This window comes from Devosia rhizoryzae (genome assembly GCF_016698665.1).
GTDB lineage: Bacteria > Pseudomonadota > Alphaproteobacteria > Rhizobiales > Devosiaceae > Devosia > Devosia rhizoryzae.
In genome coordinates this window covers 2,698,555-2,719,652 of record NZ_CP068046.1, presented here as the reverse complement: position 1 = coordinate 2,719,652, position 21,098 = coordinate 2,698,555, and the positions used below count along the sequence as shown (strand labels likewise).

The following is a 21,098-nucleotide window of genomic DNA, read 5'->3' as shown; positions in this document are numbered from 1 at the left end:
GGGGAGAAGCGAGATGACCCGTTTGCCAGACAATTCCAACTTCAACGAAGCCGATTTTCCCGAACTCGGCGGCGTGTTCCGCGGACTGGATCAGGCGATCGCTTCCTTGATCGCGGCCGACCCGGCGTTCCGGCCCAAATCCGCGCGCAAGCGTCCAGCCCGGTCAGACTGGACCCTGGCGGGCCGTCGGGCGGCCTAGCTCCGTTCCAGCGACACTGGATTGGAGAGAAAGAGGCTGATGAGGTCGGCCTGCCGGTCGGTCTCGGTTTTGCGGAAGAGGTTCTTGAGCGTGTAGCTCACCGTATTGCGCGAAAGTCCGAATTCATCGGCGACTTCATCGAGCCGGAGCCCGCGTACCAGGGCCAGAGCCAGCCGCGTTTCGGCGGGCGACAGACCATAAAGCTGGGCGACGGCGCTGGCGGCATCCGAAGACCGCCATTCGGGATCGGTGACGAAGAGGCCCACGACCGGCTCGCCGGCCGCGGCGGGACCCTTGCCCAGCGGGCAGGCGACGGCGATCAGCGGACGCTTGCCGCTGTCGCGGGTGAGGCCTACCGCTTCGCTGCCCTGCCGGTTGCCTTCGGCGACGCGGGCGATCGCAATGTCGACGATGTCGCGCAGCGCCTGGGTCTGCTGCGGCTTTTCCCCGCGCAACAGCCCTTCACGCGACAGGCTGATGCCATCGGCTTCGGCCAGAAGTTCATCGGCGCGGCGATTGCGGGACAACACCTTGCGTTCGCTATCGAGCAGGAAGACGCCTACGGCGATGCGGTTAAGCGCCTCGTCGGCGCCGAGGAGCGCGGCGCGCAGCGACTGGCTTTCGCCCTCGTCCTCAGCGGGCTTTGCTCCCTTGATGCGGCGGACCTGATCGAGGCGCGCTGCGATGGTGATCAGCATGAGATCAAAATCGATGGGCTTGGTCAGGTAGTCGTCGACCCCGGCTTCCTTGCCGGCGATGATGTCGCGGCGTCCGGCAAGGGCGGTGAGAAAGATGAACGGCAGGTCGGCCATCGAGGCTTCCTGGCGCACCTGTTTCAGGAGTTCGAGACCGGACATGCGCGGCATGGTGATGTCGCAGAGCACGAGGTCATAGCGCTGGTTCTTGAGCTGCTCGAGCGCTTCAAGGCCATTGCCGGCTTCGTCCACCTGGTAGCCGGCGGCGACCAGCTCCTCGACAATGTCGCTGCGCAGATCGGCTTCGTCTTCGACACAAAGGATGGAGGCGGTCATGATGGTGCCGTGGCTTCTGCGGGGAGGGGAGGCCTGGTGCCGGTCTTGGCAACGGGCTGAGTGATAGGCATGCGGATGGTGAAGGTGGAGCCCTGGCCCAAAGTGCTGCGGACATCAACCGTGCCGTGATGGAGATCCATGATCTGCCAAACAAAGCTGAGGCCGATGCCGGTGCCCGGAATGCCTTCCGACGTGCTGGCGCGGAAAAAGCGGCGGAACAACTGGTCCATCTCGTCGGGTGGGATGCCGACGCCCTTATCGGTAACGCTGATCAGGATGTCGGTGCCATGGCGCCGCGCGGCAACCAGAACCGGCTCGCCGTCTGGCGAATATTTGAGCGCGTTGGAGAGAAGGTTCTGCACCGCTTGCTCAAGCAGGGTAATGTCCGCTTCGATCCAGCCGGGAACGTTTTCCATGCGCAATTCGATGCGCTTCTGATCCTGATCGGGCTGGCTGTCGATCACGGTGCGCAGCAATGAAACAGGGTCGCAGCCTCGGATGTTGAGAGTGATCTCGCCCTCTTCGAGCCGAGCGGCGTTAAGGGTGGATTCCATCAGACGCGTGAGGCGGAGGCAGGCGGCGCGGATCTTGTCGGCGCGCTGAACGATCTCGGTCACATCCATCTGCGCGCCGCGGCGGATCATACGCTGGGCGCTGGCGTCGATGATGGCGAGCGGCGTGCGGAACTGGTGCGAGACGACGGAGATGAAGGCACGGTGCAGGCGCGACACCTGCCGCTCGCGCTCGAGAGCGGACTCCGCGCTCACCATGTTGCGGTGGTCGCGCACAAGGACCCCCGCCATGAGGAGACCCGCGGCCATGGTGGCAACCAGCGTGCCCAGGACTTCAAACAATGTATGGCGCCGCTCGTCGCGCACGCCCTTGTCGTGGTCGCGCTTGGCAAACATCGCAGCATTGGCAACATCGCGAAGATCCGCGGCAAGGTCTTGGGCTTCCTTGTGGAGCGCGGTGATCTCCGCCACATGGCTGGGCTGCAGGCCCACCATGCGGTTCACCGCGTCGTCGACCGCAACGCGGAACTGGGTCAGCTCGTCCGCATAGCCCAGTTGCTGCATCTGCCGGTAGGTTTCGCCGTCCTCGAGCACGGTGATGCGGCTGCTGAGGAGATCAAGCCGCAGCTGCGGCTCGTCGATGGTCGCCTGCCCGCGGGCGAAGCTCGACAGGGCATCGGCATAGCGGATGGCTTCATACTGGCCCTGGCTCGAAAGCCAGACCATGTCCTCGCTGATATAGTCGACTGTACGGGTTTCGCTCTGCAGGAGGCGAACGCTGGCCGCGATCAACAGGGCGAACAGAATTCCCATGGCGACCAGCGCCACGAGAAATCGCCTTGTCATCCACGGCCGCAGGCTCATTCGATCTCAAGCGTCCGCAATTGCCAGGCCCAGCGGTCATTGTATTCGGGCGCCTGGAGTTCGGAAAAGTCGGAACGGGGGTAAACGATCCAGAGCGGACCGCGATCGCGCACGCTCATCTCCTCGCCATTCATCTCGGAAGCCAGGAGGACATTGTATTTTGCCGCTTCCTCGTAGGGGATCGAGGTGCGGAAATCGTTCAGTGCCGTGGCCTTGATCGTCGTGCCCTTGGCGCCGACGCGATCGAGCACGGTTTGCAGCGCCACGCCGCGGAAGGTCTGCGGCCCGTCAGTCCAGGCCGTGGTGGTGACAAGATCGGTAAGGCCTAGCGCGTAAAGCATTTCGCGGTCAAAATCGGCGCCTTCGTCGCTATTGGTGACTTCAAGATCACCGGCAACGGTAAGGATCACCGGACCGGTTGGCGCGGGCAGCGGATCAAGCGCCAGCGCCTGCCCGAGGCCCAGGATCGTGGCGGCGGCAATCAACAAAAGCCGTGCTGCGGCTACCCACCCAGCAACCGGCGCAGTTTTCACAAGCATTTTGAAGCATTCCCCAATGGTCCAGACCTCTCTGGAGCACAAGGTCCATATTGCTGCGGCGCGTTGCTTAGGTCCAGCACTTGCGCAGCACAATGTTGATATAATTTCCCGATTTTACCTGTTTGGGTGGGGACAGGGGCAAACAACGGCAAATCGGCAACTACCGAGCGCCCGAGCCCACTCAAACAGGTGGCGACGGGGAGGGAGACATCGGGGAAATCAGGGCACTCTCGTTTGTTAAGGAGCCTCACCATGCCCTGCTGCCAAAAAGATCTGTCGCTGCCCACCTATGGCCTGATCGCGTTCTTTTTCGTCGGGCATGAAGTGCTGGGCTTCAAGACAACGCTTGTGCTTGGTTTTGGCTTTCTTGCAGCCATGCTCGTGCTCTCGATCGCGGCCGTGTTGCTGCAATCCTGGCGCCGCCGGCGGATTGTTCGGACCACCCCTCAAACGGGTGGGGATCGGCCGGTAACCTTTCGTTAAACAGTGCTCATCAGCGCCGTTTTGCCGCGGCGCCCTGACCTCCTAAACACTGCCGCCCGTGCTGATGCCGGGCGGCTTTTTTGTCGTCCGGTCAGCTTCGTTGCAGGTTCAGCGCAGGTCTTCGACCGGCAGAGCGATGCGGCAGATCACGCCTTCGGGCGCGTATTCGATCTCGGCGCCACCGCTAGGCGTGTATTGCAGGCTGCGGGCGATGACGTTCTGACCAAAGCCCTTGCGGGTCGGCACCGCGACCGCCGGTCCGCCGGTTTCGCGCCATTCGATGCGGAACGTCTCGTTGTCCGAGCCGGTCGTCCGCACGTCAATGCGGCCGTCTCGGGTCGAAAGCGCTCCATATTTGGCGGCATTGGTGGCGAGCTCGTGGATGACAAGGCCGAGGGCGATCGCGGCGCGCGGCGCAATGTTGCGATCCAGTCCCTCGATATGGATGCGGCCGACGCCGCCACCATGCGGGGCAAGCTCGGCCTGGACCACGTCGGCGATGGTGAGATCGGTCCAGGAATTTTCGGCAAGAAGGTTATGCGTCGCCGCCAGCGCCTGGATGCGGCCAGTGAACGCCTTCTGGAAACCTTCCAGCGTATCTTCGTGATGAATGGTGCGGCCGGCGATAGAGAGCACCAGCGCCAGGGTGTTTTTGACCCGGTGGTCGAGTTCGCGCATCAACAGCAATTGCTGCTTTTCGGCAGCCTTGCGCTGGCTCATATCGACCATGGTGATGACGCAGCCGCTGACCGCGTCTTCACCCACCTGCAGCGGGGCGGCAGAAATCTGGTAATCCTTGACGCGCGGTGCATTGGGCGCATGCGCCTCTATGCCCTGCACCGCGGTGCCCTGGATGGCCATCTCGACAATGTCGGAGGCCTGCAGCATGCCCGTCGCGCCGGGGAAGGTCAGCGGCACGATATCAGCGAACTTGCGCCCCACGGGATCACCCGAATAGAGATTTTGCGCCGCGAGGTTGCCGTGGGTGACGACGCCGTTGCGGTCGCACACAAGCACCGCTTCATTGGCCGATGCAATAACGGCACGGGCAGCGCGTTCGCTCTGCAGCGCCAGTTCGGCTTCCACCCGCTCGGTGACATCGGTGAAGGTGACGGCGTAGCCTGCGGTGGTGCCAAGGCGCATCGGCTTGGCGGAAACCAGGAAGTGGCTGTCGCGGCCATGCTGGTTGAGCTGAATCTCGACGCTGTCCTCGCCGCGCGAAAAGACGCTCTCGATGGAGCCGGCAATCGCCGGGGCGACCACATCGCCGAAGCGCACGCCCTGGAGCGAGTTAAGCCCTGAGCCCAGAGTGCCGGCAAGGTTGGCGTTGACATAAAGAATGCGGCCCGTGTGGTCGACGGCCGCAGCGCCGACATCCATGGCTTCCATGAAGGCCCGATAGGATTGACCCTCGCCTTCGATGGTGAAGATCTCCGCCGCCTCGGGCGTGTCGATGACCAGGGCATCGACCTGGCCTTCGCGGATCGCTTTCAGCGTTTGCTCCGCCTCATCGAGCCGGATGCGCAGCTCGGCGATCTCTTCGGTGCTCATTCGCCCTGAACCTTGAGATTGACCAGGACCTTTTCGACATCGGACAGATCGCCGATGATCTTACGGATCGGCACCGGCAGGGAGCGGACCAGGGTCGGAATGGCGACGATGGAATGTTCCTTGGCGAGCTTGGGATTCTCGCGCAGATCGATCACCTCGATCTCGTACTGGCCCGGCATATGCTCCTCGGTGATCTTCTTGAGGTTGGCAATGGCGGTGAGCGATTTGGGCGTTTGCCCCGCAACGTAAAGCGTAAGCTTGCGAGGATTTGGGCTTTCGATGGTCATGATCTTATCTCTAACTGAACGAGCTCAGGCACGCCTGCTCGTTTCCATTTCCGCCCGGTCGGTATCCGCCTGCCTCTGATACGCTGCTTCGCGCCCAAGCACAGAGCGTAATTCTGCCTCGTCGGCCTCGAGTTCGGCCGTAAGCGCTTCGATTTGCGCATGCGCCTTGCGGCGCCGCGTCTCGATCTGAGTGCGCAAGCGCTCGATTTCGCCGAGGCGTTCGGCTTCCGTGCGGCGCGTGCGCGCTTCTTCGCTGCGACGGGCAGAGCCGGTCAAGGCGCCATTTTCGCCAAGATAGGGCGGCAGCAGCTGAATGCCCTCGCCGCTCATAACGAATTCCCGAACCTGGTTGGAATGAGACATGCCGCGGGCCTTGAGGAGGTAGAGTTCGCGGTTGAACTCACCATTGACTTCCCGGTTGAGCATGAGGATCCAAGCATCCATTAACGAGGAAAGGCCAGCATCGGTTGCCACATTGCCGTCCTGGCTGTGCATCAGATGGGTGAAGATTGCGGTGACGCCGCGGCTTTTGAGAAAATCGACCATACGCAGGAGCATGGATTGCACTTCGAGGCGATCGCCGCTTTCCATGAACGCCGAAATCGGGTCCAGCACGACGAGCCGCGGGTCGAAGCGCTGAATTTCGCGGACCATCACCGCCAGGTGCATCTCAAGGCTATAGAAGGTGGGACGGGCAGCGACATGGCGCACCAGCTTGCTTTCAAGCAGCGGCGCGAGATCGATTCCGATGGAGCGCATGTTGCGCACCGTCTGCTCTTGCGATTCTTCGAAGGAGAAATAGATCGCCCGTTCGCCGCGCGCCGCCGAAGCGCCAACAAAACTTGCGGCCAGCGAGGATTTGCCGGAGCCGGCAACTCCGGACACGAGGATCGAGGAGCCGCGGTGAAAGCCGCCGCTCGACAGCATGGCGTCAAGATCGGGCACGCCCGAGGCGATATGCTCCTCGAACACCTGATGGTTGAGCCCGAGTGAGGAGACCGGCAGGACCGAAAAGCCGTCTTCGTCGATCAGGAACGGATATTCGTTGGTGCCATGCGCGGTGCCGCGATATTTGACGATGCGCATGCGGCGGGTGGAAATCTGGCTATCGACGCGATGATCAAGGAGGATCACGCAGTCCGAGACATATTCTTCGAGGCCCTGGCGGGTCAGCGTGCCATCGCCGCGCTCGGCGGTGATGACCGTGGTCATGCCCTTGTCCTTGAGCCAATCGAAGAGGCGCCGGATTTCGGCGCGCAGAATGGCGGGGTTGGAGAAGGCGGAGAAGAGACTCTCGATCGTATCCAGCACGACGCGCTTGGCGCCGATGGAGTCGATGGCCAGTTCCAGGCGAAGAAACAGCCCCTCAAGATCGTAGTCGCCGATCTCGGCCAGTTCGGTCGGATCGATCTCGATATGCTCGAAGCTGAGCTTATCCTCTGCCACGAGGCGCTCGACGTCGAAGCCCAGCGAGGCGACATTGGCCGCGATGTCCACCGGCCGCTCCTCGAAGGTGACGAAAACACCGGGTTCGTCGAAATCGCGCGCGCCATGGATCAGGAAGGTCGTGGCAAAAAGCGTCTTGCCGCAACCGGCCGAGCCGCAGACCAGGGTGGGCCGGCCGGTCGGCAGGCCGCCAAGGGTGAGATCGTCGAAACCGGAAATGCCGGTGAGGGATTTGGAGATACCGGTAGGCTGGACCATGCTTGGCTCTTGGTGAGGATCAACTATCCCTAGGGCAGAACCAGTGTTCTCGCCAGTCTAAAGCGAATGGGCGCTGGCTGGAGGGACAAAGCCCTTGCGGGCCTCGGCGGCCCGGGCGTGGATGACGCAGCCTTGGGCATGATCATTGACGAGGCCCATGGCTTGCATGAATGCAAATACGGTTGTCGGGCCGACAAAGCGCCAGCCACGCTTCTTGAGCGCCTTCGACAAGGCTTCGGACTCGGGCGACGTCGACCGGCTCTGCGGCGGCGCTGTTTCCTTGGCTTCGTAGCGCCAGACGAAGGCAGCGAGAGACCCCGCTTCGGCGATCAACTCTTGGGCGCGGGCGGCATTGTTGATGACGGCTTCGATCTTGCCGCGGTGGCGGACGATGCCGGCGTCCTGGAGAAGGCGATCAACATCGGCCTGGGTGAACGCCGCGACCCTGGCGATCTCGAAATCGGCAAAACCGGCGCGAAACGCCTCGCGCTTGTTAAGGATCGTGCGCCAACTGAGCCCGGACTGAAAGGCTTCAAGGCTGAGCTTTTCAAACAGACGCCGGTCGTTACCGACCGGAAAGCCCCATTCATGGTCGTGATAAGGCACAAATTCCGGCGCCCCGGCACACCAGGCGCAGCGCGGAAGGCCATCGGGTCCGTTGATCGTGGTCATGTTGGTTCTCCCCGCAGCCACCGGCTTTTGGCAGGGAGCACTGACATGTCTTGTCAGCACAGAAAAGAGGGGCGGCCTAGTCGTCGAGACCGTCGCGGAAGTCGTTGAGTTCGGCGTCAACGGAGGAGGGGGCATCGAGCCAGGATTGCATCGGCTGGCCGGTGGCGGGGTCCTTGGCCGGAATGGGCAGCATCATGATGCGCTTGGCGGCCTGGCGGCGGGCTTCTTCGGTGAGGTTGGCCTGCTGGCAATTGTCCCAGTCGCGGCCATCGGGATAGCCGCCCACCATCTGGATGTCGTCCGAATTGCCGGTCATGCAATGAGAAACGCCGGCGGGGAGCACGATGATGTCACCTGCCTCGACGCGCAGCGTGGTGCCGCCCTCGCCGAACACCACGATTTCCATCCAGCCGCGAGCGCAGCCGAGGCATTCATGGGTCGTGGAGTGGAAGTGGTGGTAGGTGTAGATGCCGGGATAGCGCCAGTTGTTGTACCAGCCATTTCCCCGTAAGTGCGCTTCGACCGCGTCTTCTCCGCCGCCCGGCACGGCCTTGCGGTGCACCAGAAGGGGGAAGCGGCTATTGGGCAGCATGCCCTTGGGCTTGGACCAATATTGTTCAGTGGTGATCTGGCTCACGTCTGGCTCCTTGGAAAATTGGGGCGCCCATGGGCGCCCCGTTCCTCGTTGGGAAGGACTTACTTTGTGCCGCCCCAGGCTTCGGGGTAGCTCGGCATGTCTTCGCAACCGCACATCGCGTAGTGGAGCGGCGGCATTTTTTCATTGATATACTGGTCGAGGACGTCCTGGGTGATCGCCGGCTGCGGCAGCACCCATTCGGGGCCCGGGACCTGTTCGCCCTTGAGCGTCTGGACTGCAGCAATAATCGCCGTGCGCCACTGATAGCTCGGATAGGTCGGGGCAATGCCCGCAAAGCCCAGGTCACGCCATTTCTGGAGGTAATCCTGCTGGTCTTCGCCAGTGATTACCGGGATGTCGACGCCTTGGTCTTCAAAGGCTTCGATGGCAGCGACGGCGGTTGCGCCGGCATCCATCCACACGGCGTCGATTGTGCCGCGCTGCAGGTAATCTTCGACGATCGACTTGGTCTTGGCATTGTCGCCATCGGTGAACTCTTCACCCAGGACAGTAAGGCCCGCTTCGGCAAACATGTTGCGCGCGCCCGAAGCACGGGTTTCCAGCACGTCGACGCCGGGCAGGATGCGCAGCATCAGGACATTGCCGCCTTCGGGCACGTTGGCGATGATGTGCTCGGCGGCCTGAATGCCAAAGCCATAGCCACCCACGGGGTGGACAAAGGTCACCGGGCAATCGGTGGTGACGCCACGGTCAAAGACGATGACCGGGAGACCGGCTGCGCAAGCCTTTTCAACAGCCGGGGTGAGGGCTGCGGTCGAGTTCGGCGACACGATCAGGATGCTGCAATTGCCGCCGGCGAGGAGATCGTCGATGTCGGCAATCTGCTTGTCGTCCGAGCCTTCGGCATCGACATGGGTAAAGGTGCCGATTTCCGGATGGAGTTTTACTTCCTCGGTCATGTTGGTGTAGCCCACCACGCGCCAGGGATTGTTGACGCCGGCATTGGAGAAGCACACCGTCCAGGGCGCGTCCTTCTTGTATTCGGCCGTGTCGACCATCTCGTCGCCGGCATACTGCATGTAGATCTGATCTGCCGGGCCGTTGAACTCGGCGGTCAACTGGCCGCGCTGCTTGTCGAACTCGGCGGGGTCGTCAAAGTTCGGGGCTTGCGCCAGGGCCGCGCCGGTCAGCATGCCGACTGCGGCGAGGGTTAGAATAGTCTTCTTCACGTCGTCCTCCCTTGTGAATTGCTCACGTTTACCAGCTGTGCAGAGCACGGCCTTTGTCACTCATCGTCCGGCTCGCTTGCGCTGATAGGTGGCAAGCGCAACCGCGCCGATAAGAATTGCGCCCTGCACGACGAGCCGGACCGGCTGCGCCAGGCCGAGCAGATTGAGCAGGGTAAAGATGGCTTCGAGCGCCAGAGCGCCGGCTATGGTTGCCGGCACGGACCCGCGGCCGCCCAAGAGCTGCGCGCCGCCGATAACGGCTGCGGTGATGGCCTGAAGCTCATAGCCGGAGCCGATATCGACCGAGACGCCGGCGCGGCCGCCGAGGATCACGCCGGCCAGAACGGCGGTGAGCGCCGAGATCACGAAAGCGGAGATGCGCACGCGCGGCACCGGCACCCCGGCGAGGCGCGCAGCCTGCGGATTGTCGCCCACGGCATGGAGCATTCGGCCAAAATTGGTGCGGTGCATGCCCCACCAGAGGATCACGCCAAAGCCGATGAGGCAAAGGACGGCGACGGGCAGGAGGCCGATGACCGGCAGGTCCTGGATATTGTAGCGGCCAAAGAAGCGGAACGTATCGGGCAGGTAGCCGCGCGGAGCGCCGCCGGACCACATGAAGGCAACGCCATTGAGCGTGATCATCATGCCCAAAGTGGCGATCAGCGACGGCACCTTGAGGTAGCTGACGACAAGGCCGTTAAGGAGGCCGATCACCGCGCCGATGCCCAGCATCAACGGGATGATCCAATAGGTCGAGTTCGGATCGTTGTTCGACAGCATCGAGGAACCGATGACCGTCAGGGTCATGATTGAACCGACGCTGAGATCGAAGCCGCCGGAGACAATGACATAGAGCACCCCTGCCGAAAGGATGGCGAGCGCCGCGACACGCTTGAGGAAGTTCATGTAGCCGGTGGGTTCGCCGAAGGCCGGGTTCATGACGATGATGGCGAGGATCAGCGCGACGACGAGAACATAGACGGGATTGAAGTGCGGCAGGCTGCGGCGCTTGGCTTGGGGGCTGGGGAGGGTCTGGTCGGTCATGCCACCGGCCTTTGCGAACGGGCGGCGTAGAAGGCCACGGCAGCCACGATGATGATGCCGCGCAGCACTTGTTTCACGAAGGCATCGACGCCCGCGACGTTGAAGATGGAATCGATCAGCGAGAAGATGATGACGCCGGCCATGGTACCCCATATGCCGCCGCGGCCGCCCGCGAGGACGGTGCCGCCGATGACGACCACGGCGATGGATTCAAGATCGTAAACGCCCTCGGCCCCGATCCACGGCGCACCGGAGCGGAGGCGCGAGGCGAGGTAGGCGCCGGCGATGGCTGCGCAGAGCGAGCAGATCACGTGGGCTCCAATGACGACACGGGCCGTCTTGATGCCCGCAAGACGCGCCGCGTCCTTGTTGCCGCCGACGGAGTAGATATCGGAGCCGAAGCGGGTGAAGCGGAGGACGAACCAGGAGAGGACCGCCAGAGCGAACATGAACAGCAGCGAATAGGGCACGATGCCCCATGAGCCATAGGCAAAGACCTGAAACTCGGCGGGCACATTGCCGGCAAAGTTGTTGTAAAAGTAGGAAAGGACGCCCTGAATGATCAGCGACATGCCCAGCGTCGCGATCAGCGGATTGACCCCGAGCTTTGCGATGACGAGGCCATTGACGAGGCCGACTAGTACGCCGAGGGCGAGGACTGCAGCAATGGCCGGCAGCATCATGGCGGGATCGCCATTCATCACCACCGATGTGACCACGGCGGAGGCTGAGATGAGGCTTGCGACGCTGAGATCGATCGAAGCGACGAGAATGGCGAAGGTCTGGCCGATGGCGGTGATGCCAAGGGTGATGGAGCGCCCGAGAATGGCAACGAGATTATCGAGCGTCAGGAAGCGCGTCTGGCCGAGCGCAACAACGAGGATGACGTAGAGAGCGATTGCCGCCAGCAAGAGGATGGTCGAGGCGTGGCGATCGAAGCGGAAACGGCGCGGGGCGGCAGGCATGGAAGCGTCGGTCATGCCGCAACCTCTGTTTCGCCGGTTGCGGCAAGCATGAGTTCGGCTTCGCTGGCAGCGCGGGTAAACTCGCCGACGATGCGGCCTTCGCGCATGACAAGGATGCGGTCGGAGGCGCCCAGGATTTCCGGCAGGTCGGACGAGACCATCATTACTGCGGTGCCGGCGCGGGCGAGATCGCGCATCAGGTGGTAGATGCTGACCTTGGCATCGACATCGATGCCGCGCGTCGGTTCGATGAAGATCAACACCTTGGGCTTGAGCGCCAGCCATCGGGCGACGATGGCCTTTTGCTGGTTGCCGCCAGAAAGAAAACGCATCTCCTGCTCGTAGGACGGCGCACGCACCTTCATCTGATCGAGGAGGGCATTCATGCCCGCAAGATCGGTGAAGCTGTTGGCGTTGCGTGAGCCGAATGGATTGGCAAAGCTGCGGGCGGTGAGCATGCCATTGTCGCGCACCGATTGCATCAGGACCAGGGCGCTGGCCTTGCGATCGCCGGGCAGCATGCCGATGCCGGCGCGAATGGCATCGCGTGGCGTGTTGAGCGTCACCGGCTTGCCATCAAGCGTCATGGTGCCGGAGGTGAAGGGCTTGGCGCCGAACAGCGCCATGGCAAGGGCCGTGCGCCCGGCACCCTGCAGGCCGGCAAAGCCGACGATCTCGCCGGCGCGAAGCTCGAGTGTGATGCCGCGCAAGGCGTGGTTGCCGCCACCGGAGACCGCGAGGACGGTCTTGCCGATCTCGGCTGGGGAGGCGGGCTCGGGGTAATAGTCGGAGATGTCGCGGCCGACCATGGCGCGTACGATGGTTTCGGGCGCCGGCACGTGGTCGAAACTGGCGGTGACCTCGCCATCCTTGATCACGGTCACGCGGTTGGCGATGCGGGTCACTTCACGCATGCGATGGGTGATGTAGATGATGGCGGTGCCGGAGGCGCGGAGGCGATCGACCAGCGCGAACAGCACCTCGCATTCGGCCTCGTTGAGCGCGGCGGTCGGCTCGTCCATGACGATGACCTTGGCATTAAGCGAAATAGCTTTGGCGATCTCGACCATCTGCTGGCTGGCGACATCGAGATCAGCCACGAGCGTCTCGGGCTCGATGCGGTGGCGCACGCCAAAGAGGCCCAGAACGCGCCGCGTTTCGGCGACCATGGCCCGGTTGTCGATGAGGCCGTTGCGGCGCGGCTCGCGGCCGAGAAAGAGGTTCTGCGCGACGGTGCGCTCGGGCAGGAGCGAGAATTCTTGGTAGATCACCGAAATGCCGGCGAGGAGCGCTTCCTGCGGATGGCCGAAATGCTGTTCGGCGCCGTCGATCAGCACCTGGCCGCTGTCGGGGCGGTAGACGCCGGAAAGGATCTTGATCAGCGTCGATTTACCGGCGCCGTTTTCCCCGCAAAGGGCGTGCACTTCGCCCCGGTTGCAGGTGAAGGAAACGTCGCGCAGCGCCTTGACGCCCGGAAAGGACTTGGAAATGCCGCGCATCTCGATAACGGGCACTTCGCTCATGCAGCAAGCTCCCGATCGGCCGCGTCCCAGGTGCGGCGGATAAAGCTGGCGCTTTCGCTGAAGAGGGTTTCGTAGTCCGGAAACAGCGGGCGCCAGACGCGCGTTGCGGCGGCGATGGCGGGGAGACCGGCGCCGAAGGCTTCCAGCGTCACCCAGCCATCAAAGCCAGAGCGTTTCACAGCGCCCATGATGGCGGGAAAGTCGATATGGCCACGGCCTGGAATGCCGCGATCGTTTTCGGAAATATGGACCACGCCGACATGGGGCGCGACGATTTCATAGGCCGCGACCTGGTCGCGGTCCTCGATATTGGCGTGGAACGTGTCGTACATGATGCGGCAGGCGGGGTGATCGACCCGGCGGGCATAGTCGCGGCACTGGGTGGTGGTGTTGAGGAAATAGGTCTCGAAGCGATTAAGGTGTTCGAGGCTGAGATAGATGCCATTGGTTTGGGCGCGGGTAGCGAGGGCGTGGTGCGCTTCGGCCCCATAGGAAAGCTCGCTTTCGGTGGGGCCCGTGCCGGTAAAGTGGCCGATCGGCGCATGGATCGGGCCACCCACGCTTTGCGCACCCAAAGCGATGGCGCAATCGAGCGCCCAGTCGAGATGCTTGCGGCCGGCGGCGCGGGTGGCAGCGTCGGAGGAGATCGGGCTTACGTCGGGGCTGGGGACGATCGAGGTGGAGCAGCGTTCTAGGCCAATGGCGTCGAGCTCCTTGGCGAGCCAGGCATAGTGTTCCGGATCGCCGGACAAGACCGGGACTTCCACCCCGTCATAGCTGAGCGCCTTGATCTGCCGGATCGCCGGCAGATGCGCCTCAGTGACGAAATCGGTCAAGCACAGCAGGTTGATGCCTAGCTTCATGCCTTGCTCCCCATGCCGAGATCCCTTTTTGATCTGTATTGAGGCACGTACAACAAATGCTGCTTTGTGCCCGAGTGACAGATTTCAAACGTTTCCGGAACCCGGCTTCAGCTAAACTCCCCACTCGGCCCAGAAGCGAAGTTGGCGACATGTTTGCCGCTCTTGTTGACTTCCAGGCATTCAACTCACTAGCTTTTCGGCGAGGAGCGAACGGGCCGATCATTGCGCAAGGCAAGATGCGGCGCGTTCGAATAAGAACACTGGTAAAATTTATACATGGGGAGGGGGGGCGATGAGCCCTGAAGCGCGGATCAATGCGGTGTCACGGCCAGCGGTTTTCACCGCACCCGGCGCGCTCATGTATGCCGGCAATTGCGCCGATCTTTACCAGGCCTCGCTCGAGGGCAAGGTGGCGCTCAACGCCTGGACGCGCCGCAGCTATCCGGGCAAGCCACTGGGCGATGCCCTGCCGCAGGTGCTGTCAGTCGGCGGCTGGGACGCGGCGCGGTCGCAGGATTGGGGCCTGCGCGAGCATTGCAACGAGGGCGTCAAGATCGCCTATCTGGCGCGCGGCACAATGGTGCTCAAGGTCGATGGGCAACGTCATGAGCTCAGCGAAGGACAGATGTTCGTGGTGCGGCCCTGGCAATTGCACCAGTTCGGCGATCCCCATGTCTCGGCCAGCCAGATCATCTGGGTCCTGTTCGATGTCGGCGTGCGGCGGCCGCATGAAGGCTGGCTCTGGCCCGACTGGATGGCTTGGCCGGAGCGCGACACGACGCGGCTGACGACGCTTCTGTCACGCAACGAACAGCATGTGCTGACCGCCAGCCGCGAAGTGGCGCGGAGCTTCCACGACATAGCCGAGGTGGTGGCCGGGGACGATATCGCCGGCAGCGAAACGCGGCTGCGGCTTCTGATCTCGCTGATGCTGCTGCAATTTACCGAACAGCTGGAGCGGCAATCGCCGGTGCTGGATGCCGATCTGGCCAGCTCCAAGCGCACGGTGCAGATCTTTTTGGATCGCCTGCCGCATGCGCTGGACGAACCCTGGACGCTTGAAAACATGGCGGCTGAATGCCGCCTATCGCGCACCCAGTTTTCCCAGCATTGCCAGGCGCTGACCAATATGACGCCAGTCCGGTACCTCCAGATGGTACGCCTCGAAGCCGCCAAGAAGTGGCTGGCGGAACGGGCCGAGGCGAGCGTCACCGAGATCGCGCTCGAATGCGGCTTCTCGTCGAGCCAGTATTTTGCCACCTGCTACAAGCGCCGCTTCGGCTTTTCACCGCAACAGACACGGGTGTAAGCTCGGAACGCTTTTCGGCTGGAGAACCACATGTCCGCAGCGCTTCTGGACGCCGTTTCCGCCTTTGTCGCGTCCGAGGGCGGCGGCGAGGGCTATTTCCCGATGCCGATGGCCGGCGTTCACGTCCTGCGCTCCTTCCATGAGGTCGAGGCCAATCACGCGCTTTACCGGCCCTCGCTTTGCGTTGTCGTGCAGGGCGGCAAGCAGTTTCTGTATGGCGATCTGCAGCTCGACTATGGGACCATGCAAGCGCTGGTGGTCAGCATGGACATGCCCGCCACCGGCCGCATCGTTGCGGCGAGCGCCGACGAGCCCTTTATCGGCGTCACCATAGATTTCGACCCGGCGGTGCTGCGAGACGTGCTCGAACATCTCGACACCCCACCGGCCCTGCCAACGGGCGAGGCGCCGGCGATGTTCGTCGAGGATATTTCGACCGCCCTGGCAGACACCATTGCGCGGCTGGTGCGGCTGGCCGAGACGCCGCAGGCGATCCCCGTGCTGTATCCGGCGATCCAGCGCGAGATCTATTTCTGGCTGCTGACCGGGCCGCATGGCCGCGAAATCTGCAGGCTGGCCTTGCCCGAAACCCATCTCACGCGCATTGCCAAGGCCATCAAGATGCTGCGCGAGCAGTATAGCAAGGCGCTGCCGGTCGAGCTCCTGGCGTCGGCCGCAGGGATGAGCAATTCCTCGTTCCATCAGCATTTCAAGGCGCTGACCTCGATGACGCCGCTGCAATACCAAAAGCAGTTGCGGCTGCTTGAGGCGCGGCGGCTGATGATGTCGGATGCCTTTACCGTGTCCGATGCCGCCTATCGTGTAGGCTATGAAAGCGTCTCCCAGTTCAGCCGCGAATATTCCCGCGCCTTCGGGACCGCGCCCAAGCGCGACAGCACCAAGCTGCGCGCCTGGAGCCCGGAGCCGATGCTGGCCTAAGCATCGGCTTTGGAGGATTAGGCAAGTTTTGCCCCGGTTCTGGCATGGCCGTTTGGAGGCCTCGGCCGCATCCTGCTGTCACCAACAGCAAGGATACGACAATGACGAAATGGACCGCAAAAGACATGCCGAGCCAAGCCGGGCGCACTGCCGTGGTCACGGGAACCGGTGGGCTAGGCTATGAGGATGCGCTGGGCCTGGCCCGGGCCGGCGCGCGCGTCATCATCGCCGGCCGCAGCCCGCAAAAAGGGGCGGAGGCGGCAAGGCGCATCAAGCAAGCCGTGCCCGGCGCCGATATGCGCTTCGGCCTCGTGGATCTGGGCAATCTCGCCTCCATCGCCCGCTTTGCCGACGAGCTGGCCAAGGACATGCCCAGCCTCGACATCCTGATCAACAATGCCGGCGTCATGACCCCGCCCGAGCGCAAGACCACGAGCGACGGGTTCGAGCTGCAGCTGGGCACCAATTATCTGGGCCATTTCGCGCTGACCGGCCGCCTCCTGCCGCTGCTCAAGCGTGGCAAGCAGCCGCGGGTCGTGAGCCTCGGGAGTGTCGCTGCGCGCAGTGGCGCCATCGACTTCGACGATCTCCAGGCCGAGCGCGGTTACAAGGCCATGAATGTTTATAGCCAGTCCAAGCTCGCCTGTGTGATGTTTGCAATCGAGCTCGACCGGCGCAGCCAGGCGGCGGGGTGGGGTATTAAGAGCATTGCGGCCCATCCCGGCATCTCCCGCACCGAGCTTATTCCCAATCAGGCGGGGAGTTTGAGCGCATCCGGATTGATCCGGCGGTTCATGCCCTTCCTGTTCCAGCCGGTCTGGCAGGGCGCCTTGCCGACGCTTTATGCGGCGACGGATCCGGGGGCTGTCAGCGGTGCTAGCTACGGGCCTGATCGCCTGGGCGGCACGCGTGGCTATCCGACGCTGGAAAAAGCCCCCGAACGCGCCACCAATCCGGCAACGGCGGCTAAGCTCTGGAAGATATCCGAAGAGCTGACCGGCGTGACCTTCGCATAAAGGGCTCTTGCGTAAGCGGTGGAAAACCACTTTTGAGCACAGGCCCGAATCGGCCGGTTTTACTCGGGCCTCCGAGGAGGCAAGAGGCAAAAGCTTTCCACCGCTTGTGTCACTATGTTGACGATTTTGGAGGTTATCCTACTATATCTGGTGTACGGAGCAACTTTGCGTCACAGCAAGCGTTTCCCCGGTCTAGACCAATCTGGCGTCTGCCAATGACTGCAAGGACTTACCCGATGACCATCACCGTTTACAGCAAGCCGGCCTGCGTTCAGTGCACCGCCACGACTCGCGCGCTTGACCGCAAGGGCGTCGATTACACGGTCGTCGACATTTCCGAAGACGCCGATGCCTATGCGCGCGTCGAAGAGCTCGGCTACCGCCAGGTGCCCGTCGTCGTTGCCGGTGACCAGCACTGGGCCGGCTTTCGTCCCGACATGATCGGCGCTCTCGCCTAAGCGCATATTCCTCTCGCCAGAAGGACGGAACGGATTTGGATACGCTCGCACTCGAACGGCCGATCATGGGTCAGGACAATTCCGCGGATGACGCCCCGGATTTCCATGCGCTCAATGCCATGCTCAATCTTTATGATGAGCAGGGGCGTATTCAGTTCGACAAGGACAAGCAGGCTGCACACCAGTACTTCCTGCAGCACGTCAACCAGAACACCGTGTTCTTCCATAACCTGCGCGAGAAGCTGACCTATCTCGTCGAGGAAGGCTATTACGAGCAGAACGTGCTCGACCAGTATAGCTTCAACTTCGTGCGTGATCTTTACGATCACGCCTATGACAAGAAGTTCCGCTTCCCCACGTTCCTGGGCGCCTTTAAGTACTACACCTCCTATACGCTCAAGACCTTTGACGGAAAGCGCTACCTCGAACGCTACGAAGATCGCGTCTGCATGGTGGCGATGACGCTGGCCCGCGGCGACGAAAAGCTCGCCAAGGACCTCGTCGACGAAATCCTGGCTGGCCGCTTCCAGCCGGCGACGCCGACCTTCCTCAATGCCGGCAAGAAGCAGCGCGGCGAGCTCGTCTCGTGCTTCCTACTGCGCGTCGAAGACAACATGGAATCGATCGGGCGCGCCATAAACTCGGCGCTGCAGCTCTCCAAGCGCGGCGGCGGCGTGGCCCTGAGCCTCACCAATGTCCGCGAAATGGGCGCGCCCATCAAGCAGATCGAGAACCAGTCATCGGGCGTGCTGCCGGTGATGAAGCTGCTCGAAGACAGCTTCTCCTATGCCAACCAGCTCGGTGCGCGGCAGGGTGCGGGTGCGGTCTACCTTCACGCCCACCATCCCGACATCATGCGCTTCCTCGACACCAAGCGCGAAAATGCCGACGAAAAGGTCCGCATCAAGACGCTGTCGCTCGGCGTCGTCATTCCAGACATTACCTTCGAACTCGCCCGCGACAACGAGGACATGTACCTCTTTTCGCCCTATGACGTCGAACGCGTCTATGGCGTGCCGATGACCGAGATTTCGGTCACCGAAAAGTACCGCGAAATGGTGGCCGACAAGCGCATCAAGAAAAAGAAGATCAAGGCGCGCGAATTCTTCCAGGTGATCGCCGAAATCCAGTTCGAAAGCGGCTATCCCTACATCATGTTCGAAGACACGGTGAACAAGGCCAACCCGATCAAGGGCCGCATCACCATGTCCAACCTCTGCTCGGAAATCCTCCAGGTCAGCGACGCCTCGGTCTATAACGAGGACCTCAGCTACGAGCATCTGGGCAAGGACATTTCCTGCAACCTCGGCTCGCTCAACATTGCCATGGCCATGGACTCCGCCGATTTCGGCAAGACCATCGAGACCTCGATCCGCGCGCTGACCGCCGTTTCGGACATGAGCAACATCTCGTCCGTGCCGTCGGTCGCCAAGGGCAACAACGAGAGCCACGCCATTGGCCTGGGGCAGATGAACCTCCATGGCTACCTGGCCCGCGAGCGCATCTTCTACGGCTCCGACGAAGGCGTCGACTTCACCAATATCTACTTCCTGACCGTGACCTATCACGCCATCCGGGCCTCGAACCTGATCGCCACCGAACGCGGCGAGACCTTCAAGGGCTTTGGTTCGTCCAAATATGCCGATGGCACCTATTTCGATAAGTACACCGACCGCGAATGGCTGCCCGCAACCGAAAAGGTCGCCAAGATCTTCGAAGATGCCGGCATTCACATTCCGACCCAGGAAGACTGGAAGGACTTGAAGGCCAAGGTGCAGATGACCGGCCTCTACAACCAGAACCTGCAGGCCGTGCCGCCGACCGGCTCGATCTCCTACATCAACCACTCGACCTCCTCGATCCACCCGATCGTTTCCAAGATCGAGATCCGCAAGGAAGGCAAGATCGGCCGCGTTTATTACCCCGCCGCCTTCATGACCAATGACAACCTGGACTATTACCAGGATGCCTATGAGATCGGCCCCGAAAAGATCATCGACACCTATGCGGCGGCGACCCAGCACGTCGACCAGGGCCTGTCGCTGACCCTCTTCTTCCGCGATACCGCGACCACTCGCGATATCAACAAGGCGCAGATCTACGCCTGGAAGAAGGGTATCAAGACCATCTACTACATCCGCCTGCGCCAGATGGCCCTCGAGGGGACCGAGGTTCAGGGCTGTGTCTCCTGCGCGCTCTGACAAGAAGGCTTTTCGACCGATGAACATGCACGCCAATCCGATCAGCCGCGTTCGGGCCATCAACTGGAACCGCATCCAGGACGACAAGGATATCGAGGTCTGGAACCGCCTCACCTCGAACTTCTGGTTGCCCGAAAAGGTGCCGCTATCGAACGACATCCCGAGCTGGGCGACGCTGAAGCCGGAAGAGCAGAAGCTCACCATCCGCGTCTTCACCGGCCTTACCCTGCTCGACACCATCCAGAATGGCGTCGGTTCGGTGCGGCTGATGGCCGATGCGCAGACCCCGCATGAAGAAGCGGTGCTCTCCAACATTTCCTTTATGGAGGCGGTGCATGCCCGATCCTATTCCTCGATCTTTTCGACCCTCTGCCTGACGCCGGACGTCGACGACGCCTATCGCTGGTCGGAAGAAAACGAGTTCCTGCAGCGCAAGGCGCAGCTGATCCTCGCCCAATATGAAAGCGGCGATCCGCTCAAGAAAAAGGTTGCCTCGGTTTTCCTCGAGAGCTTCCTGTTCTATTCGGGCTTCTACCTGCCCATGTACTGGTCGAGCCGCGCCAAGCTCACCAACACCGCCGACCTCATTCGCCTCATCATCAAGGACGAGGCCGTGCACGGCTACTACATCGGCTATAAGTTCCAGCGCGAAATCGAGCGCCTTCCGGAAGCCAACAAGCAGGAAATCAAGGATTTCGCCTTCGATTTCCTTCTCGAGCTCTATGACAACGAAGCCCGTTACACCGAAGACCTCTATGACGGCGTGGGCCTCTCGGAAGACGTCAAGAACTTCCTTCACTACAATGCCAACAAGGCGCTGATGAACCTCGGCTACGAAGCCTTGTTTCCGCCCGAAGCCTGCAAGGTGAACGCGGCCATCCTCTCGGCTCTGTCACCCAATGCCGACGAGAACCATGACTTCTTCTCGGGCTCAGGCTCGAGCTACGTGATCGGCAAGGCTGTCTCGACCCAGGACGAAGACTGGGATTTTTAGACCTGAACGCATGCTGTTTGGAAAAGGCCCGGAGCATCCGGGCTTTTTTGTTTGCGCATGGCAGCGCTAAATGCTTGCTCAATCACGTGGGTTTACGCGCTTGGTGCAGGGCAG

21 protein-coding genes are annotated in these 21,098 nt (G+C 62.1%); 8 read left to right on the top strand and 13 right to left on the bottom strand.

Annotated elements, in window-relative coordinates:
- Nucleotides 1-13: 13 nt before the first annotated feature.
- Nucleotides 14-199 (top strand): hypothetical protein, encoded by a 186-nt coding sequence (locus tag JI748_RS13280; protein ID WP_201631457.1) that lies wholly within the window; start codon nucleotides 14-16, stop codon nucleotides 197-199.
- On the opposite strand, the gene JI748_RS13275 is transcribed toward JI748_RS13280, so the two are convergent.
- Genes JI748_RS13275 through JI748_RS13265 form a run of 3 tightly spaced genes read right to left on the bottom strand, consistent with a single transcriptional unit; the run spans nucleotide 196 to nucleotide 3,145 of the window.
- A complete protein-coding gene (locus JI748_RS13275) occupies nucleotides 196-1,230 on the bottom strand; it encodes a response regulator (RefSeq protein ID WP_201631455.1) in 1,035 nt (344 codons plus the stop codon). The two genes, JI748_RS13280 and JI748_RS13275, sit on opposite strands and share 4 nt — an antisense overlap.
- Nucleotides 1,227-2,606, bottom strand: a complete 1,380-nt coding sequence (locus JI748_RS13270) for a sensor histidine kinase (RefSeq protein WP_201631453.1) — start codon at nucleotides 2,604-2,606, stop codon at nucleotides 1,227-1,229. The genes JI748_RS13275 and JI748_RS13270 overlap by 4 nt, the downstream gene beginning before the upstream one ends.
- Entirely contained in the window at nucleotides 2,603-3,145 is a 543-nt protein-coding gene (locus tag JI748_RS13265) for a molybdopterin-dependent oxidoreductase (RefSeq protein WP_201631451.1), read from the bottom strand. Before JI748_RS13265 ends, JI748_RS13270 begins: the two co-directional genes overlap by 4 nt.
- A 252-nt stretch (nucleotides 3,146-3,397) precedes the next feature.
- Between JI748_RS13265 and JI748_RS13260 the strand changes: the two genes are divergently transcribed.
- Nucleotides 3,398-3,628: a hypothetical protein gene (locus JI748_RS13260; RefSeq protein WP_201631442.1), complete on the top strand. Its 231-nt coding sequence runs from the start codon at nucleotides 3,398-3,400 to the stop codon at nucleotides 3,626-3,628.
- A 108-nt stretch (nucleotides 3,629-3,736) separates the two neighbouring features.
- Here JI748_RS13260 and JI748_RS13255 read toward each other — a convergent pair whose 3' ends face one another.
- The 10 genes from JI748_RS13255 to JI748_RS13210 form a co-directional block, all read right to left on the bottom strand.
- Complete coding sequence (locus tag JI748_RS13255; protein WP_201631440.1) at nucleotides 3,737-5,179, bottom strand: sensor histidine kinase; 1,443 nt, start codon at nucleotides 5,177-5,179, stop codon at nucleotides 3,737-3,739.
- Complete coding sequence (locus tag JI748_RS13250) at nucleotides 5,176-5,466, bottom strand: circadian clock KaiB family protein (RefSeq protein WP_201631431.1); 291 nt, start codon at nucleotides 5,464-5,466, stop codon at nucleotides 5,176-5,178. The genes JI748_RS13255 and JI748_RS13250 overlap by 4 nt, the downstream gene beginning before the upstream one ends.
- Before the next feature lie 24 nt (nucleotides 5,467-5,490).
- Nucleotides 5,491-7,170 carry a circadian clock protein KaiC gene (gene kaiC, locus JI748_RS13245; RefSeq protein WP_201631429.1) on the bottom strand — a complete coding sequence of 560 codons (1,680 nt, stop codon included), beginning with the start codon at nucleotides 7,168-7,170 and terminating at the stop codon, nucleotides 5,491-5,493.
- A gap of 57 nt (nucleotides 7,171-7,227) precedes the next feature.
- Nucleotides 7,228-7,842 (bottom strand): DNA-3-methyladenine glycosylase I, encoded by a 615-nt coding sequence (locus JI748_RS13240; RefSeq protein ID WP_201631427.1) that lies wholly within the window; start codon nucleotides 7,840-7,842, stop codon nucleotides 7,228-7,230.
- Nucleotides 7,843-7,918: 76 nt separating this feature from the next.
- Nucleotides 7,919-8,479: a cupin gene (locus tag JI748_RS13235; RefSeq protein ID WP_201631425.1), complete on the bottom strand. Its 561-nt coding sequence runs from the start codon at nucleotides 8,477-8,479 to the stop codon at nucleotides 7,919-7,921.
- A gap of 59 nt (nucleotides 8,480-8,538) precedes the next feature.
- Complete coding sequence (locus tag JI748_RS13230; RefSeq protein WP_233280521.1) at nucleotides 8,539-9,669, bottom strand: substrate-binding domain-containing protein; 1,131 nt, start codon at nucleotides 9,667-9,669, stop codon at nucleotides 8,539-8,541.
- 60 nt (nucleotides 9,670-9,729) lie between these two features.
- A complete protein-coding gene (locus JI748_RS13225) occupies nucleotides 9,730-10,716 on the bottom strand; it encodes an ABC transporter permease (protein WP_201631423.1) in 987 nt (328 codons plus the stop codon).
- Nucleotides 10,713-11,696, bottom strand: a complete 984-nt coding sequence (locus JI748_RS13220) for an ABC transporter permease (RefSeq protein ID WP_201631421.1) — start codon at nucleotides 11,694-11,696, stop codon at nucleotides 10,713-10,715. The genes JI748_RS13225 and JI748_RS13220 overlap by 4 nt, the downstream gene beginning before the upstream one ends.
- Nucleotides 11,693-13,204, bottom strand: a complete 1,512-nt coding sequence (locus JI748_RS13215) for a sugar ABC transporter ATP-binding protein (RefSeq protein ID WP_201631419.1) — start codon at nucleotides 13,202-13,204, stop codon at nucleotides 11,693-11,695. Before JI748_RS13215 ends, JI748_RS13220 begins: the two co-directional genes overlap by 4 nt.
- Complete coding sequence (locus tag JI748_RS13210) at nucleotides 13,201-14,067, bottom strand: sugar phosphate isomerase/epimerase family protein (RefSeq protein WP_201631417.1); 867 nt, start codon at nucleotides 14,065-14,067, stop codon at nucleotides 13,201-13,203. The genes JI748_RS13215 and JI748_RS13210 overlap by 4 nt, the downstream gene beginning before the upstream one ends.
- Before the next feature lie 292 nt (nucleotides 14,068-14,359).
- Here JI748_RS13210 and JI748_RS13205 point away from each other — a divergent pair, with 292 nt between their 5' ends.
- The 6 genes from JI748_RS13205 to nrdF all read left to right on the top strand — a co-directional run bounded on the left by JI748_RS13205 (nucleotide 14,360) and on the right by nrdF (nucleotide 20,984).
- Nucleotides 14,360-15,376, top strand: coding sequence for a helix-turn-helix transcriptional regulator (locus JI748_RS13205; protein WP_201631415.1), 1,017 nt, complete (start codon nucleotides 14,360-14,362; stop codon nucleotides 15,374-15,376).
- A gap of 30 nt (nucleotides 15,377-15,406) precedes the next feature.
- Nucleotides 15,407-16,315 (top strand): AraC family transcriptional regulator, encoded by a 909-nt coding sequence (locus JI748_RS13200; RefSeq protein ID WP_201631413.1) that lies wholly within the window; start codon nucleotides 15,407-15,409, stop codon nucleotides 16,313-16,315.
- A 101-nt stretch (nucleotides 16,316-16,416) separates the two neighbouring features.
- The gene (locus JI748_RS13195) at nucleotides 16,417-17,331 is read left to right on the top strand and encodes an SDR family oxidoreductase (RefSeq protein WP_201631411.1); all 915 of its coding nucleotides are present in this window, start codon (nucleotides 16,417-16,419) and stop codon (nucleotides 17,329-17,331) included.
- A gap of 236 nt (nucleotides 17,332-17,567) precedes the next feature.
- A complete protein-coding gene (nrdH, locus tag JI748_RS13190) occupies nucleotides 17,568-17,789 on the top strand; it encodes a glutaredoxin-like protein NrdH (RefSeq protein ID WP_164533341.1) in 222 nt (73 codons plus the stop codon).
- A gap of 65 nt (nucleotides 17,790-17,854) precedes the next feature.
- Nucleotides 17,855-19,990 (top strand): class 1b ribonucleoside-diphosphate reductase subunit alpha, encoded by a 2,136-nt coding sequence (gene nrdE / locus JI748_RS13185; protein ID WP_201637330.1) that lies wholly within the window; start codon nucleotides 17,855-17,857, stop codon nucleotides 19,988-19,990.
- A gap of 19 nt (nucleotides 19,991-20,009) precedes the next feature.
- The gene (gene nrdF, locus JI748_RS13180; RefSeq protein WP_201631409.1) at nucleotides 20,010-20,984 is read left to right on the top strand and encodes a class 1b ribonucleoside-diphosphate reductase subunit beta; all 975 of its coding nucleotides are present in this window, start codon (nucleotides 20,010-20,012) and stop codon (nucleotides 20,982-20,984) included.
- The last annotated feature ends 114 nt before the right edge of the window (nucleotides 20,985-21,098 follow it).